This is a genomic window from Paenibacillus agricola (genome assembly GCF_011440305.1).
GTDB classification, from domain to species: Bacteria; Bacillota; Bacilli; order Paenibacillales; family NBRC-103111; genus Paenibacillus_S; species Paenibacillus_S agricola.
Genome location: NZ_JAAOIW010000002.1, coordinates 556540 through 572563 on the forward strand (window position 1 = coordinate 556540; position 16024 = coordinate 572563).

Here is a 16024-nt window from a genome sequence, read left to right on the forward strand (position 1 = left end):
GACAGCACTCCTGTTTCATATTTTTTTGATCAGCTTGCAGGTCTTCACTTTTTTCTTACTTTAAATAATTCTGGTACATCGCAAACATCGGCGATATGACCGCAGCGACGATACCCCCAACAACGATGGAGATAAGCAGCAGCAGCACCGGCTCGACAACCGCCTTAAGCCGATCCACACTATGATTAACATCCGCTTCGAAAAAATCCGCCACCTTCGCCAGCATTTTATCCAGCTGCCCCGTTTCCTCACCCACCATAATCATTTGGATCACCATCGCCGGGAACAGCTTACTGGCCGCAAATGGGGTAGATAGCAGCTCCCCCTGCTGCAAGCTATGGCGTGATTCCTGCAGCACCTTCGCCAGCACGCGGTTGCCGACGACTCGCCCTGTAATATCTAGGGACTGGACAATCGCTACACCACTCACATAAAGCGATGACATGGTGCGGGCCATTCTTGCAATTGCTGCTTTTTTGAATACCACACCGAATATAGGTAATTTAAATTTGAGCAAATCCCCATAATATTTGCCTTGTTCAGTACTTAGCGCCACCTTTCCCATTAGTAGGAAGCCGGCCATTGCAATGCCGATCATCCACCAGCTATTCACCACAAAATCACTAGCGCCTAGAATTAGCCTTGTTATCCAAGGCAGCTGTTCGCCCTGATCATTAAACAAGCTTACAAAGGTCGGGACAATCTGGATCAAAAGGAAAATAACGACGCCGATGGCAACAATAATCAACAGGATCGGGTACGTCATTGCAGACCTTACCTTCTGCACGGTTTCATTCTCCTTCTCATAGCTTTCCGCCATACGGTCAAGCACATCATCGAGATGCCCTCCTGTTTCTCCCGATGCCACCATATTAATAAACATCTCGGGAAAAACTCGCGGATGCTCACCCATTGCCTTTGACAACGGATTACCTGCAAGGACTTGCTCCAGCACCTGAACCAGGCTGAGCTTCAGCTTCTTCGCTTTCGTTTGCTCAACCATAATCTCAAGTGATCGGTCAATCTGGATACCGGCTCGTATCAGCGTGGCAAGCTGCCGGCAAAAAATCACAAAATGCTCCAGCTTGACTGCTTTGCCAAGCTCCAGCTCAGTGCTCCAGATAGAGCCTGCTTTTTCCTGTATGCTGCGTATGGCATAGCCTTTGGCCTTGAGATCATGGATTGCCGCTTGCTTGCTTAAGGAGCGATGGAATCCACACATGCGTTTACCGCTGTCAGTTACAGCCTCGTAGTAATAATTGGGCACAGCTACACCCCCCTTTCTAATTTGCCGCCTTTATTCATCCGAGACAGCCTTGATGACCTCCTCCACTGTCGTTAGCCCTTGCTGCGCCTTACGCAGGCCGTCAACCAGCAGGGTTTCGTAGCCGGTCTCCCGCAAATGCTGCTCCATCTCCTCCAATGGGCGGTGCTGGATAATAAGCCTGCGCAGCTGCTCGTCAACTACAAGTACCTCCTGAATCGCGATCCGCCCGCTGTAGCCGGTATGGTTGCAGGCACCGCAGCCCTTGCCTTTGGTGACGAACAGCGGTCCCTCCGAGGAATCGAGCAGCCCGTTTTCTTCGAATAGCCGAAACTCGTCCTCTCTCGCCGGCAAGAACTGCGCGCAGGATGCGCATACTTTGCGGACAAGCCGCTGGGCCACTACGCAGGATAAAGCTGGGGCAATCAAATACCGGTCGATGCCCATATCATTCAGACGATGAATGGCGCTAAGCGCATTGTTCGTATGTATCGTGCTGAGCACCAGATGGCCGGTTAAGGAGGCGCGGACGACGATTTCAGCGGTCTCGGTGTCCCGCACCTCGCCTACCATGACGATATTGGGATCCTGGCGAAGGATGGAACGAAGCCCCACCGCAAACGTCAAGCCAATTTGCGGATTCACATGGACCTGTGTAATCCCTTGCAGATTGTATTCCACCGGATCCTCGATCGTTACAATCTTCACGTCCGGGCGATTAAGCTGCCCTAGTGCGGAGTAAAGCGTCGAGGTTTTGCCGCTTCCCGTCGGTCCGCTGATCAGGAGCAGGCCATACGGCTTTTGGATCATCCGTTCAAAATTGCGGTCATTGCTTTCACTGAAATGAAGCTCATTAATTTTTTTTATGCCTGCTGACTGGTCGAGTATCCGCAATACGATGCTTTCGCCAAAAACCGTTGGCAAGGTCGATACGCGAATATCGATGGTAGCCTTCTCGATTTTCATATGGATGCGTCCATCCTGAGGCAGCCGTTTCTCGGCTATATTCAGCTTGGCCATAATTTTCAATCGAGCCGTAAGCACGTTCTGCATCGACTTCGGCATCTGCTTCTCCGTCTGCAGCATACCGTCCAAGCGGTATCGCACAAGCACCTGCTTCTCCTGTGGATCGATATGGATATCACTAGCCTTTTGCAGCACGGCAGATTGAATAATTTGATGGACCATGCGAATAATCGGTGCCGATTGCTCGTCCTGCTCCTCATCGAGGTTGCTTTCTGGCGAGAAATCGGCTTCCTCCAGCAGCCCACCCATCGAATCCTCAAGGCGGTAATGCTGGCGAATCGCTTCCTCTATTTCCGATTTGGCGGCAATCAGCGGTTGGATCATCGACCCCGTCAGCAACCGTACCTCCTCGATCGCTTCGTAATTAAGCGGGTCGGCGATTGCCACTTTGATTTTGCCGCCTTGGCGCTGAATCGGAATGAGGCAATACTTCCGTGCGACCGCCTCAGTGATGCTCAGCACAACGCTGCGGTCAATCTCGGTTTCATACAATTGAACGGAAGGCAGCCCTAGCTGCACCTCCAGAATCTCCACCATCTGCCGTTCCGTAATCGCGCCAATTTCCACCAGTGTCTCGTTTATGCTTTTTTTCGTCAGCTGTTGCCTTTTGACCGCTTCATCCAGCTGCTGCTGTGTAACCTTCCCGCTTCTCATATAAAGTTCAGCATTTCGCACGATAAAGTTTCTCCTTTTCAATCCATTTTGAGTCTCGCAGGGTAAGCAGCCGCCAGCTCATCCGGCATTGCCCCATGCCCAATAATAGTAGGTGAGGGCAAATAAAAATCTTTAGTTAACAGCTTCTCTCCCACCACCACCTCGATAAGCTGCCCGGCTTGCCCTGCCTGTTGGGTGACCTCGCCCGCAAGCGCCAGCGAACGATCCAAAATATGCACGCTCTCAGGCTTGTAATAAGTTTGCTTTACCGAGATTTGCACAGCCTTCCATCCTGCTGAAGATAAAGCAAAAAGAGTAATATGGGGCACATCATCCGTATACGTAACCGTAACCTTGGCACTGATTGGCTTCGGGTTATATAAGGACAAATCATTACGTCCAGGACGGACGAACACATCAAACCCGGGCGAGGCATATTCCGGTAGCTGCTGGTGCAGGTGGCGCGCCCCAGCTTGCAAGCCAGACTTGATGGCAGCCTCGTATAGAAGCGAAGCCAGATAGGAATAAGTCGCTTCTGTCGGCTTCTCGCTTAGCTGTGGTTCAACAGCCGCAAACCACTCACTATATACAAATTGCTTTTGCGGCTTTAGCTCTAGCTGGTTCAGCTTGTTAAAAAAAGCCTTCTGCCCCTCATCCACCTTTACAGCACCTGCCACCTCGACAATAGGGAGCGAATCATCCACTTTTTCACTAGTTACATTTTGTATCACAAAACTCATCAAAGTTTCAAGTTTGCTGGCTGCTTCCATCACAGTCGTATTTGCCTCTGCCGAGAGCGTACCCGCTTCCCAAATCCCCCCTTTGCATAAGACAGTTCCCATGCCAGTAATGACCACTATGGCTCCCAGGCATACCATAATTTTTTGTCCCTTTAGCCCCAATTTAATTCCTATTTTTCTTGGCCTGGCTGATTTACCCCATCTTCCCGATCTTGTCGATTTTCGTGATGCCCTCAACTTTTTCACTCACCTCCCAACTCGCCGATACAATTCGTATCTTTGATATCATTAAACCACAAATCTTGTTGCAGGAATATTACCCGCAGGGAGTACAGCCTAAAGATTAATACCTCGGTATTAGAAAGCACCAACACATAAAAAACACTTCATCCCAACAAAACCAAATGGAAGTTTACCTTCCAGGCTTTTGCTAGAATGAAGCGCTACTTACACATTCAACATTACACATTCAAAACCTTCAAAATCAGCGATGCCTTCGAATTCACCTGTAGCTTCAGGTTGATTTTGGCAATATGCACCTTCACCGTATTTCGACTGATACCTAGCAGCAAAGCAATTTGCCTGTGGTCAAAGTCCTTCACCCAATAAAATAAAATCTCTTTTTCCCTCGCGGTTAAATGGTAATTCTCGGTTGTTTCTTTAATCCGGTTTTCCATCATCACATCATTCAACGGACAGCCTACATCCTTTCGCTTTATAGTTACTATGTATTATAAGGGCTTGTCCCTGAGAACTTTGTCATATTCTCGTGTCGTCTGTAATTTTTTCGGTAAGCTATAGCAAATTGCATTTACATTGACTTCTTATGAAGCGTGAGATGAATGATGCGCAAAATTTTAGTCACAATTCATTGAGCTATCTGGAAGTAGAGTTAAAAACGTTGACAAATAACTTATAAATGGTAATATATACCTTCTGCCGATAACAAATGAATCTGGGAGGTATGTGTGTGCAAGAAGAACTGGCAATTGCGAACAAGGTTGCGTGGGAAACGAAAGCGTATCAGGCTTGGGTTCAAGAGTATGGAACACCAGATGAACTTGCGGTAAAACTGAAGCTGGAACACAAGCATCTTCTGCGTTATTGGCTAAAGTACATTGGTGATCCAGCAGGCAAGCGGGTTCTTAATCTCCTTGGCTCGCACGGTCGAAAGGCAATTTCGTTAGCATTGCTAAGTGCTGATGTTACCGTGGTGGACATATCTGAAGAAAATCGGTTGTACGCGATGCAGACTGCAGCTGCCGCAGGTGTGGAACTCGACTACATCTGTTCTGACGCTTTGCATATCCCGAACGAAGAGACACTAGGCGAATTTGACATCGTGTTGATGGAGTTTGGAATTTTGCATTATTTTACAGACCTCAGCTCTATTTTCTCTGTGGTTCATCGCAGACTAGGGAAAAGGGGTCGATTTATCTTGACTGACTTTCATCCTTTCGCACGTGCATGGATGAACACATACCATTTAAAACAGCCAACTGGCAATTACTTTGACGATAGTATTAAGGAAGGAGAAGTGGCTTTTGCTAAGTTGTTACCTGAGGAGGATCGCTCTGATTTGGGTAAGGTGTTAGTGCGAGGTTGGACAGTCGGTGAGATTATTACCGCAGTAGGGACAGCGGGGTTATTTATACGGATATTTGAAGAAATACCAAGCCCCACAGATCCGAGTTTTCCAGAGTTTTACACTCTAATTGCCGATAAAATGGATATGGAATTATCCCCATTATATCCCTGACTCTGGCAGTGCCCATTGCTAAGAGAACGATACGAAAAAACCTCCAATGCCACTAAAAAAGTGGGATCTGGAGGTTTTTGACTTCTGGATAAATCTGGATACAGCTTGCCCAATACTGCTTATTGATTGGCCGCAGCTTCCAGAGCTTCATTGGAGGACGTGTAATTCCCTATGGATTCAGCTTTGAAGCTGAGCATTCTGCCTGCCCCTTGTGCGATACATTCCATAGGAAACTCCGCCAAATGCACAGGAACCCCTATTTCTTGCTGCAGCCTCTGGTCCAGCCCCTGTAGCAGCGCACCGCCTCCGCATAGCAGGATACCCCGCTCCATTAAATCGCCAGCCAGCTCAGGTGGGCATTGCTCCATCGTCTGCCGGATGCTTTCTACAATCGACATCGAAAAATGGTCAAAAATCTCGTAAATCTCCTTTGAAGTAATGGACATCGTTATCGGCAGGCCTGCTACTAAATCATTACCTCTGATGTCCATCCGTATATCCGCTTCCGGCATTACTGCCGAAGCTATAGTTTTTTTGATTTCCTCAGCTGTTCGCTCGCCTATGATGACATTGTATGTTTTTTTCACATATTCGATAATATCCCGGTCAATTGACATGCCGCCAAGCCGTATGTTTTGGCTTACCACGATTCCACCAAGGGAAATTAAAGCCACTTGGCTCGTCCCCCCACCGATGTCAACTACCATATTGCCAATCGGATCACTGATGGGAAGTCCCGCTCCTATAGCCGCAGCTAAAGGCTCCTCAATGGTAACCGACCTCTTCGAGCCTTTATGTACCACCATATTTTCGACAGCACGTTTCTGCACCTCGGTAATTCCACAACGTACGGAAATATACACTTGGGAGCCACGAAACCAGTTATATCTTCCTTGCACTTTGCTTATAAAATGCTTGAGCATCGCAGCGGCCATATCAAAGTTAGCAACAACTCCCTCCTTCAATGGATGGATGACCTCCAAATTAGCGGGGGTTCTTCCGATCATTGCATAAGCTTCTTCACCAAAGGCTTCAATCTGTCCCGTATCCTTGCGGATAGCTACGACAGACGGCTCCCGCAAAACAATTCCATTGCCTTGCTGATAAATTAAGGTATTGCAGGTTCCCAAATCAACGCCAAACATTTGTTCAAACCTTTTAAACATAAGCACACTCCTTCTCGCTGTTCAATAGACTATGTGCCATGATAGCGGTTATATAGCAGCCTTCATACTGTTCGCGCAGAGCCGCTCTACTTTGGGGGTATCCATATAAATGATAGCCATAGCAAAATTTTCCTAGCCCCTTGCAATTGCCGTTTCAAGGTATAAAAGACTGAATGTTTAAATAATGTGCTTTAGATCAGTTCCCAATCTAATAGATTTCCATAACATATATAGTAGTATGATAGGTCACTCATACGTAAAGGAGGAAATAACGATGGAAAGTTCTGATAATTTGGAGACTGATCGGGATCGCCGCCCTCCCGGGCCTACTGGGCCCATGGGACCGAAGGGTGCCACTGGCGCAACGGGACCTCAAGGACCTCAGGGGCTTCAAGGGCTTAAAGGTGCCACTGGCAGCACTGGAACCGCGGGCGCAGCAGGAGTTAAAGGCGACAAGGGCGACCCTGGTCCACAGGGGCCCGCAGGCTCTGGGACGGGCTCTGGCTCACAAGGACCCGCGGGACCTACTGGCGCCAAAGGTGCCACTGGAGCCACTGGAGCTACTGGAGCTACTGGAGCTACTGGAGCCATGGGCATTCAAGGGATTCAAGGGATCAAAGGAACTACCGGCAGTACGGGAAGTACGGGAAGCGCGGGCGCAGCAGGACTTCCAGGAGCTAAGGGAGACAAAGGCGACAAGGGCGACCCTGGTCCACAGGGGCCTCAGGGTGTCCAAGGGTCACAAGGACCCGCAGGCTCTGGGACAGGCTCGGGCTCGCAAGGCCCAGCAGGCCCTACGGGGGCAAGAGGCGCTACCGGTGCAACAGGTTCGCCGGGAGTCAAAGGCGACCCCGGAAGCGCGGGTGCTCCAGGGGCTACCGGCGCTCAGGGACCTGCAGGGCCTGAAGGGTCTCCAGGAACACCAGGCAGCGGAGCCAGCTCCCTTCCTTATCGCAGCCTCAAAGAATGGGCCAAGGGGGATGGCGTTACCAATGATACAGCTGCCTTTGCATCGGCAATGGCCGCCCTGCCGAATGGCGGAACGTTAATTATCCCAATCGGGACGTATAAAGTAACCAATGTGATCATTGCGAAAAGCAACCTGACCATACAAGCAGAAAAAGGCGCTGTTATTACAAGCAACACGGTTCCGGCTACACATGATATTCCAATTCTTAGAATAACAGGAACCAATACAATCGTCCGTGATTTGACCGTCACTTACACAGGACCGGCGACTCTGGCAGCTGGAGGAAAAGCAAGGAATGGTATCGAGGTTCGTGGTACGAATATCCTTGTAGAAAACTGTGAGGTGCAACGTGTCACATGGGCAGGGATTGCAATCGGAGGCGCAGATACGAGCAATGTGATGATTCTTAACTGCTACAGCTATCGTAACGGCCACTCTGGGGTTTGTTGTGGAAATACGGCAGGTGAAACGTCGGGGTCAATATCAGGTTATCCAACTGATGTTACGGTTATAGGTGGAGATTTTAACGATAATGGAAACCCTAGCTTTAACGCTGCTGACGGCTATGGCGTATCGATGGATTGTATCTCAGGCAAGGTTATTGGAGCTACCGCTAATCGTAATTGGGGCAGGGGAATTGATACTCATTATGCGGTTAAGAGTATTCAGTTTTCTGATAACTATTGTGAGAATAATGGAGTGGTTACAGATGGAAGTAAAGACACGGTGGGGATTCAAATCGTTCGTGCTGCCGCCAATACCATTGTAACCGGAAACACCGTAAAAGATATGCCTCGAAATGAATGTATCGGCATTATGGTCGGTGGTACAGCAAGCTATCCTTTGGGCATACAAAACGTTGTTATCAGTAACAATATTGTGGACAACGTGCTTAATGCAGGCATTTTTCTGCGTGGCTATAAAACGGATAACGCTATTATATCTAATAACATCCTAAAAAATACACTGGGATTGTTCGTGCAGCCTTCTCCTCCCATGGATGCAAACAGCCATGTTAAAAACCTGCTTATACAGGGGAATATTGTTGCCAATACTAACAACAATGCTTATATGACAATAACAGACCAAAAGAATGGCGACTTCATTTCGGTTACCGGGAATGCCGCTAACACCTTCCAGCTTACCTTTACAGCCGGCAATACAGGCAAGTATAAGGTGAACGGAAACAGATTTACATCTGCGTTATCTATTACAGCCCCAGGCAGTTCAGGTGACACATCCAACAATTAATGCCAATAGAAGACGGTCACCCTTGCCCGCGGCTAACCGATAACTTCGGTTAGCCGTTTTTCTTTTGCCTCCAAGCCAGCAGACTTTAGGTGCAATAGGCTATTTCAGCATCTCGGTTTTAAAGACGTTATCCAGCTTGCCGTCCAGTCTTTTTTTCAAAGGGATTTTAATATCTCTGCCCAGCTCTTTAAAAAACACATCTACATCACAATTCACATTTTTAAGCGTGACCTTGATTGAGCCCTTTGCAACAATTTCTTGGTTATCTTCTATGGGTACTACAACATCAACCGCGTATTTCTTAGTTAATGTATTAATATATCTAGCAAATATCTCCAACAATTCATCGTTCGTAAAATTTTCAATTGCTACTTTTCCTTTAACCGTAAAATTTAAGCTAACTAGCACTTTTATTTTCCCCTTTTCATTGTACGTATTTTTGGGCTGGCTTCTAATTGATAAACTCAAATACTAAATATAATTGATTCGAATGATAAATGTTAACTTTGCTTTCTCTTTCTTCAAAGCTTGTCACACAATTCTGAAGCATGAATGATAATGTGCCTTCCCCTTTATTTACAACAATGTTTAGACTGTCATACGGCGTCATTTCAAATTCGATGGAACGACAGTCATATTCAATGGTTTCTTCGACATGAGCATAATTAGTAATTCTTAATTTACTCGTGCTTTCTTTATTTGTGTCACAAAATAAAAATAAATTAGCAAGCAGCCTAGACATAGGATCAAGCTCCCATTCAATTTTAAAACACTCATTACTAATATCATACCAATATTCTCTCAAATAGTATATCAGTGTGTCGAAAAGTGTAAAAAAAAGTCTGAGCCTGCAGGCTTTCTTTCAGTAAAACGAAGCTTTTTTTATTCATTCTGCTTAGTATTTCTACTTTTATACCTGTAAGCAACCAAAATAAACCGTAGGGGATTTTTCCTGCCAGCGGTTTGTTTGAGAACCTTTTATTTAAAACGTTTTTCAGCTATGCTAGTGTTAACAAGGTATGATAATAAGATCAATTATATACGAAAGGAAGCGATTCATATGGAGGATTATAGCCAATTATTAAAAATCCTGCTTGAGGAAGAGGAGGAACTACAGTTTACACAATTTACTAATGACATGTCCTTTGATATTGGATGCAAAATCGTAGAAACTGCCAAGCAAAACCATAAATCCATCACAGTAGACATCATAAGAAATGGACACCAGCTCTTCCATGCTGCACTTGCAGGACAATCCGTAGACAATGATGATTGGGTTAACCGGAAAAGCAGAGTGGCCCTGCGTTTTGGGCATAGCTCGCACTATATGGCATGCTTATTGAAATCCAACTCGAAAACGCTCGAGCAAAGATACCTGCTTGACCCAACACAATATGTCGCAACCGGCGGTGCCTTTCCTATTTTCATCAAAAACGTCGGGATCGTCGGAACGATTACCGTGTCCGGCATGACATCAGAGGAGGACCATAATCTGGTGACCTCTACGATTAGGCAATTTCTAAAATAAACAAAGGACGCTTATCGCCGCTAAGGTAAGCGTCCCTATTATTCACAAATCGACTTTATAAATACAAGGAATTCCTTCCATATCCGATGTAAAAATGATAAACGAGCCGTCCGGTGAAAAAGCGGGGTGGGGATGCGCGTCCTGTGTGTTCCCATAGCTTTTCCAGCTCGTATGATGGCAGCATAGCTTTTCTTCCCGCCGATTCTGAACGTCAATCAAATAAATATAAGGCTGTTCGGGCAGCTGCCCGTCGCCCACGATTTGAGAGTTGTCATAATTGGAAATAAAATGGCAAAGCATTGAGCTCTCCATCCATTCCTCCTCTTCCATCGTAACAGGATCCATAAAACGGATGCTTTCATGGGACTTGAAGTCTTGGTGGCGATATACAAATGCAAATTTGGAGCCGTCAGCAAGCCAGTATTCATGCGTAATTAATTCCTCATGTGTCTGCGATTTGGCGCAGCGCAAATTCGTACCATCCGCTTGAATTAACCACAGCCTCGCATCAATCTTATCTCCTGGCCCCTCGTGGCAAAATAAAAGGGTCGATGGATCATGGGGACGAATTTGCGGGTGCCCCAGCCAACAGTTTAACTCCTCATGGACAATTCGGCTAGTTTGCTGCTCCATATCCACATAAACAATTCTGCAATGCGGTTGTTTCGCCCACTGCAAATCAAAGGACGACCAGTCTCCTTTGCTGGCAACAAGGTCACAGTCGTTCATTTCGACCAGAAGCAAATAGCGGCCATCGGAGCTTATTCCGGGGCTCCCCGTTTGGGTCCAGCCCGCTTCGGTTTCGTAAAAAACCTGCTCCCCGAGCGTACCCATATCCATACGGATTAATTGGTGGTTCCGGCAATATATAAGATAACGATCATCGCTGGTAAGGCTGCAGCTAAAGTCGTGGATACCGGGTTCATCTGTTAATTGCAGAGCCGTTCCGTCCCCTAACTCCATGCGGTACAGTTGGCGATGTCCATTTCTTTCGCTCGCGTAGATAAGATAGCGGTGATCATTCGTAATCATTTTATAGTAAAAATACGGATGATGATTAACTTGCTCGGGCGCCGTAAGCCGAGTTAGCGTGCGCCCTGTATAGGCATCCGTAAACACATGAAAATCATTATTTATGATGTCACCTTTCGCCACGATACAACCTCCTAATGGGTATGGTTATGGACCATGCTGTGCTATACGCTGCTACTCCCTGCTCGTAGCATTTCCTGCTTCTTTACAGGCTTTACTGGCAGGCTTAGCCATAGTAACGCTCCATCGGCTGTATGGAGCCTGGCAGTTACTTCAACTCCAGCTACTTCAGCATCAATGCTTCCAGAAGCATCGCCAGCCCTGTCATCAATTTCAGATTCAGGTCCATGGTTTGTATAGCCTGCTGTCGCATCCACCCTTACGTTTGCCCCCTCACCTAAGCGGAAAGCAAACATAAGCAAGGCCTGCTGTATCTGGGTGAAGTCGAACTGCTTCCGCTCCCCAGTATAAATCACATAATCAATTGACAGCTTACCGTCTACACGTACAAGCTCCCATCGCGGCTTCTCCCCATCAAATGCAGCGAATAAGGCCGCCACATTCATCGTCTGCTGCTCAATACGCACAATTATCGATTCTGCCTCCGGCGTGAATGCTTCAACCGCTACCTGCTCCAAGCTTCCGCCAATTTCAAATCGGAGCCGTAAATCGGACGCTTCAATCGTCCCGTTGATGGGATCAAGACCGATGTGGGTATCCCCGCCATCCGTGCAGAAGCCAACCCCGAACAAAACATCGCCCTGTTCCTGCACACTGGAAAACACGGCCGAGGAGTAATCATAACCATCACGCAAAAACCGCAGGTGGATATAGCTAAAGCTATCCCCATTCCTTACAAAACCTAATAGATTACGGCGCTGATTCCACATTACATCCTTGCTGAATGTGCCTACACTTATAGCCTCATTCATGTAAGTGGTAGCCGTATTATAAACTACGCCAGCTTCATCCTTATGGATGTCCTGACGAAGGGTAGCGGCTTCCGTATGCTGAAACGCCGGCAAATAAGCTTGCGGACAATGGATTTCAACCCCATACCAATCCAGATTGTAGCTGATATCCGTATTAGGCTTTAAGGTAAGTGTTCCTCCACTCGCCATTTGCAGGAATGACAGCACCCCGTCGGTCAGGATTGTACTATAGCTTCGGCTATGTGGTCCCGACCATTGACGGCTAGGTGCGTGGAAGTGCTCAGCTACCATCCGCCATGCTACATCAAGCATCTCTGCGCTCAAAAGCTTGGCTTCCTCGTTGGAGGTCGCCGTATGGATGCTCGCTAATTCCTGAATCGCGATGATCGTATAGGTCGGGCTGTTATATTCCTGAAACGTACCCAATTCCTTTGTATAATCACTAAATTTCCTTAACCGCTCCAGCCCGTAGTCCACATATGGCTGATGGCCGTATACCTCTCCGGCAATCAGGGTAACGAACGCTCCCATTATCGCAATATTCGTATAGCCAGGCCCAACATTGCGCTTCATGATCGCCTCGCAAGCGCAGAACACCGCATGCTTGATCTGCTCCCTTAAGGAGGGGCTCAGCAGGTCGGAGTGCCGCTGCTCAGCCAACACCAGCCGCTTCCCGCAGAAGTCAGCCCAATTCCAATCGGGCGGCGCCATCATTTCAAGCGGCTCCTCCAGAAACCACGACCAGATGCCGAATGTAGCATGCTCCGGGTCCTGGTCCTGCAAGCTGATCACCCTGCTTATGATTTCACAGGCACGCTCCACATTGGCGGGCAGCCTGCTATCAAGCAGCCCCAGAGCATAAATAAATGCAGCTAATGTCGAATGTGTATACTCCACATTTTTCAGAGTTGTGTGGTAGCCGGGCGTACTGAACGGCCTGCGCACCATCTGCACTTCAGGATTATAGTCAGCATGCCAAACATCCAATTGCCGCAAGAGCTGCTGTTGCTGCATCTGTCCCTGCTCCTGCTTCCGATTCTGCTCCCTCTGCTCCCTCCCCTGCTCCTGTCCCTGCTCCTGTCCCTGCTCCTGTCCCTGTCCCTGTTCCCCCTGCTGTTGCTGCACCTGTCCTTGCCCTTGCTGCTGCTCCTGTTTAGGCTCCAGCTTCATAGCCCCACACACTCCTTATATGGATTCATATTGCTTACTTCCCTTTTACATTTTTCTCATACCATTGCTGTGCCAGCTTATCGGCATTATCGCCGCCAAGGCGTTTCCATTCCTTGCGCAGCTGCTCAATGCCCCATTGTGCCTGATACTGGTTGCCGCCGGTAATGACTTTTGTTTCAATTTCCTCCGCTAATGGCGTAAAAGCTGTTGCCGTTTCGCTGAGCTCCGGGAATGTAGGGTTGAAAGGAATATCGCGCCTGAACTTGTTTTTCATCGCGACCTTCAGCGATTCTCCCTGCACCTTGGCGTATTCCTGCGAGATCGGATCTTGTGCGGCCATTATAACAAAGTCCTCAGGCTTCGGGCTGTACTGGTCCAATACGGCATATTCGGGAGCGTATTGCAGCTCTTTTTTATTTTTCTCAGCATCAATGGCTTGTGGGACTCCATCAACCAGTTTGTAGTGAACTCCCTCTTGCCCGAATCTGACATCAAACCAGTTTTTATCAACCAGCCAATCCAGCAGCTTGACGGCCGCTTCGGGATCCTTCATATTTTTGTTAAACACGATTAGCCGATTCGCAGGCGGCTCCTGGAACAGCCCGAATTTGCCGTATTTCGTGGACACCGGCTCCAAAGGCACTAGCTTGGCATCTGGCACGTTTTGCTTGAGCTCACGGTACTCCGCACCAATATTCCAGCTTGCAAAATAGACACCTGCTTTTCCTGTAACGAGTAGCTGTCTTTCCTTCTGGAAGTTCTTATCGGTAATGTATTCTTTATCAACCAACGCTTCGTCAAACATAATCTTCAATTGCGCCAAAACATCGGTATAACGATCTGTGAAGTTGCCTTTGACCATCTTGTCATTTTCCAAATACCAGAGGCCGCTGTGCGCAGCGAATAATGCCTGCATAATGCCGGTGTAATTAAAATTGAAGGCCGCGCCAAGCGTATCGTTCTTGCCATTGCCATCCGGGTCCTTATCCTTAAAGGCGCGCATCACCGTCATTAGCTCATCCATCGTCGTAGGTGTTTTTAAACCAAGCTTGTCGAGCCAATCCTGGCGAATCCACATCCCATGGTTAGCAATTGCATCAATCCCACGTGCGCTTGTAGCCATATAGGTTTTCCCATCAAACATCGTGTACGGCTTCAATTCTGGGTGCGCTTTCAAATAGTTTTTATAGGAGGTACTGTATTTCTCAATATAGTCGTCGATTGGCTGAATCGCTCCTTGGTCCTTTAGCGTCGACATATAATCGCGACCAAACTCCCACAGTATATCTGGCGCTTCTCCGGCTGCAATTAAGGTGTTCATCTTTTGCGTGGATTGCGTCCGCACGATTGGCACCCATTGGACCGTAACTCCTGATTTTTCGTTGATATATTTCGTGACGCGGTTGCTTTCGTAGGTTCCTTCATCGCTGGCTACCTGACCTCGATCAAGGATGGTCATGCTGACCTCCAGCTTTTTCTTGGCATCCGCCGTCGTATCCGTCTTATTGCCATCAGCCCCATCCGTGCTGCAGGCAGCGATCGGCAGAACCGCTAAAATCCCTGCGAGCATAAGCGCCATATGTGTGCGTTTAAACATATTTCATTTCGCCTCCATTAATAAATAGTTGAGTAATGCTAGCCTTTAATCGAACCGATCAATACCCCTTTAACAAAATACTTTTGCAAAAACGGATAAATGCACAGTATTGGTGCAACGGAAATGATGATAGCTGCCGCACGGATGCCCTCAGGGGTGACCAAATTTTGCATCGTTGCCCCTTCGCCGCCACTTACCGCATTGGCATTAAGTAGGCTTTGGCTGGTCGTATCAATCATTTGCAGCAGCTTGACCATCAGCGACTGCTTACCAGAGCTCGTAATAAACATCAGCACGTTCATGTACGAATTCCACCAGTTTACTGCATAGAATAACGTCAGTGCTGCAATAATCGGCATCGATAACGGAATAATGATTTTCCAAATAATGAATAAATCATTGGCTCCATCAATGGCGGCCGACTCCTCCAGCTCCGCAGGCAAATTCTCAAAAAACGTTTTCATCACGAAGAAATTATACGTGCTTAACAGTCCCGGCAGCCATAAAGCCCAGTAGGTGTTCATAATTCCTAACGTTTTTATCAAAATATAGTTTGGGATCAGTCCTCCGCCAAACAGCATCGTGAAAGTAATCATCATCAGAATCACATGCCGCCCCTTTAGCCGTTTACGGCTGAGTGGATAAGCGGCAATAATCGTCGCCATAATATTGAACAGTGTGCCTACTATCGTAATGACCACCGTGTTTTGCATCGCTTTGAAAAGCTGCCCATCCGCGATCAAATTAGAAAAAGAGTTAAAGCTGATATCCTTCGGCCATAAAAAAACCTCCCCAGACATCACGGCCCGTGATCCGCTCATCGATGTAGCCAGCACGTGAATAAACGGAAATAACGTCATCACGGCTAACACAGCCATAAGCGTATACAACGCGCCATAAACTACTCTTATTGATAACGACTGTCTGCTCGACAT

14 protein-coding genes are annotated in these 16024 nt (G+C 47.5%); 3 read left to right on the plus strand and 11 right to left on the minus strand.

Annotated features, from left to right (window positions below; translation table 11 throughout):
* Positions 1-55: 55 nt before the first annotated feature.
* The 4 genes from G9U52_RS07010 to G9U52_RS07025 form a co-directional block, all read right to left on the minus strand.
* A complete protein-coding gene (locus tag G9U52_RS07010) occupies positions 56-1267 on the minus strand; it encodes a type II secretion system F family protein (protein ID WP_166147673.1) in 1212 nt (403 codons plus the stop codon).
* A gap of 30 nt (positions 1268-1297) precedes the next feature.
* Positions 1298-2965, minus strand: a complete 1668-nt coding sequence (locus G9U52_RS07015) for a GspE/PulE family protein (RefSeq protein ID WP_311764813.1) — start codon at positions 2963-2965, stop codon at positions 1298-1300.
* Between the two features lie 17 nt (positions 2966-2982).
* Positions 2983-3921 (minus strand): VanW family protein, encoded by a 939-nt coding sequence (locus G9U52_RS07020; protein WP_166147675.1) that lies wholly within the window; start codon positions 3919-3921, stop codon positions 2983-2985.
* 224 nt (positions 3922-4145) lie between these two features.
* A complete protein-coding gene (locus G9U52_RS07025) occupies positions 4146-4367 on the minus strand; it encodes a helix-turn-helix transcriptional regulator (RefSeq protein WP_311764822.1) in 222 nt (73 codons plus the stop codon).
* A gap of 287 nt (positions 4368-4654) precedes the next feature.
* Here G9U52_RS07025 and G9U52_RS07030 point away from each other — a divergent pair, with 287 nt between their 5' ends.
* Positions 4655-5443, plus strand: a complete 789-nt coding sequence (locus G9U52_RS07030) for a class I SAM-dependent methyltransferase (protein WP_166147679.1) — start codon at positions 4655-4657, stop codon at positions 5441-5443.
* Positions 5444-5562: 119 nt separating this feature from the next.
* Here G9U52_RS07030 and G9U52_RS07035 read toward each other — a convergent pair whose 3' ends face one another.
* Complete coding sequence (locus G9U52_RS07035; protein ID WP_166147681.1) at positions 5563-6609, minus strand: rod shape-determining protein; 1047 nt, start codon at positions 6607-6609, stop codon at positions 5563-5565.
* Between the two features lie 274 nt (positions 6610-6883).
* Between G9U52_RS07035 and G9U52_RS07040 the strand changes: the two genes are divergently transcribed.
* On the plus strand, positions 6884-8830 hold the full coding sequence (locus G9U52_RS07040; RefSeq protein WP_243767179.1) for a right-handed parallel beta-helix repeat-containing protein: 1947 nt from the start codon (positions 6884-6886) through the stop codon (positions 8828-8830).
* A 99-nt stretch (positions 8831-8929) separates the two neighbouring features.
* On the opposite strand, the gene G9U52_RS07045 is transcribed toward G9U52_RS07040, so the two are convergent.
* Positions 8930-9238 (minus strand): hypothetical protein, encoded by a 309-nt coding sequence (locus G9U52_RS07045; protein WP_166147685.1) that lies wholly within the window; start codon positions 9236-9238, stop codon positions 8930-8932.
* 43 nt (positions 9239-9281) lie between these two features.
* Positions 9282-9572: a hypothetical protein gene (locus G9U52_RS07050; RefSeq protein ID WP_166147688.1), complete on the minus strand. Its 291-nt coding sequence runs from the start codon at positions 9570-9572 to the stop codon at positions 9282-9284.
* A 318-nt stretch (positions 9573-9890) separates the two neighbouring features.
* Between G9U52_RS07050 and G9U52_RS07055 the strand changes: the two genes are divergently transcribed.
* Entirely contained in the window at positions 9891-10358 is a 468-nt protein-coding gene (locus tag G9U52_RS07055) for a heme-degrading domain-containing protein (RefSeq protein WP_207952825.1), read from the plus strand.
* A gap of 42 nt (positions 10359-10400) precedes the next feature.
* On the opposite strand, the gene G9U52_RS07060 is transcribed toward G9U52_RS07055, so the two are convergent.
* The 4 genes from G9U52_RS07060 to G9U52_RS07075 are packed head-to-tail and all read right to left on the minus strand — an operon-like array spanning position 10401 to position 16024.
* Positions 10401-11513, minus strand: coding sequence for an oligogalacturonate lyase family protein (locus G9U52_RS07060; protein WP_166147690.1), 1113 nt, complete (start codon positions 11511-11513; stop codon positions 10401-10403).
* 41 nt (positions 11514-11554) lie between these two features.
* Positions 11555-13492 (minus strand): DUF8769 domain-containing protein, encoded by a 1938-nt coding sequence (locus tag G9U52_RS07065; protein WP_166147692.1) that lies wholly within the window; start codon positions 13490-13492, stop codon positions 11555-11557.
* A gap of 34 nt (positions 13493-13526) precedes the next feature.
* A complete protein-coding gene (locus tag G9U52_RS07070; protein ID WP_166147694.1) occupies positions 13527-15089 on the minus strand; it encodes an extracellular solute-binding protein in 1563 nt (520 codons plus the stop codon).
* A gap of 38 nt (positions 15090-15127) precedes the next feature.
* Positions 15128-16024 carry a carbohydrate ABC transporter permease gene (locus G9U52_RS07075; protein WP_166147696.1) on the minus strand — a complete coding sequence of 299 codons (897 nt, stop codon included), beginning with the start codon at positions 16022-16024 and terminating at the stop codon, positions 15128-15130.

Coding starts and splice junctions, on each gene's coding strand:
- G9U52_RS07050 (WP_166147688.1), bottom strand. CDS start 9,572: ATGTCTAGGCTGCTTGCTAATTTATTTTTATTTTGTGACACAAATAAA.
- G9U52_RS07065 (WP_166147692.1), bottom strand. CDS start 13,492: ATGAAGCTGGAGCCTAAACAGGAGCAGCAGCAAGGGCAAGGACAGGTG.
- G9U52_RS07070 (WP_166147694.1), bottom strand. CDS start 15,089: ATGTTTAAACGCACACATATGGCGCTTATGCTCGCAGGGATTTTAGCG.
- G9U52_RS07040 (WP_243767179.1), top strand. CDS start 6,884: ATGGAAAGTTCTGATAATTTGGAGACTGATCGGGATCGCCGCCCTCCC.
- G9U52_RS07075 (WP_166147696.1), bottom strand. CDS start 16,024: ATGTCGAGCAGACAGTCGTTATCAATAAGAGTAGTTTATGGCGCGTTG.
- G9U52_RS07055 (WP_207952825.1), top strand. CDS start 9,891: ATGGAGGATTATAGCCAATTATTAAAAATCCTGCTTGAGGAAGAGGAG.
- G9U52_RS07035 (WP_166147681.1), bottom strand. CDS start 6,609: ATGTTTAAAAGGTTTGAACAAATGTTTGGCGTTGATTTGGGAACCTGC.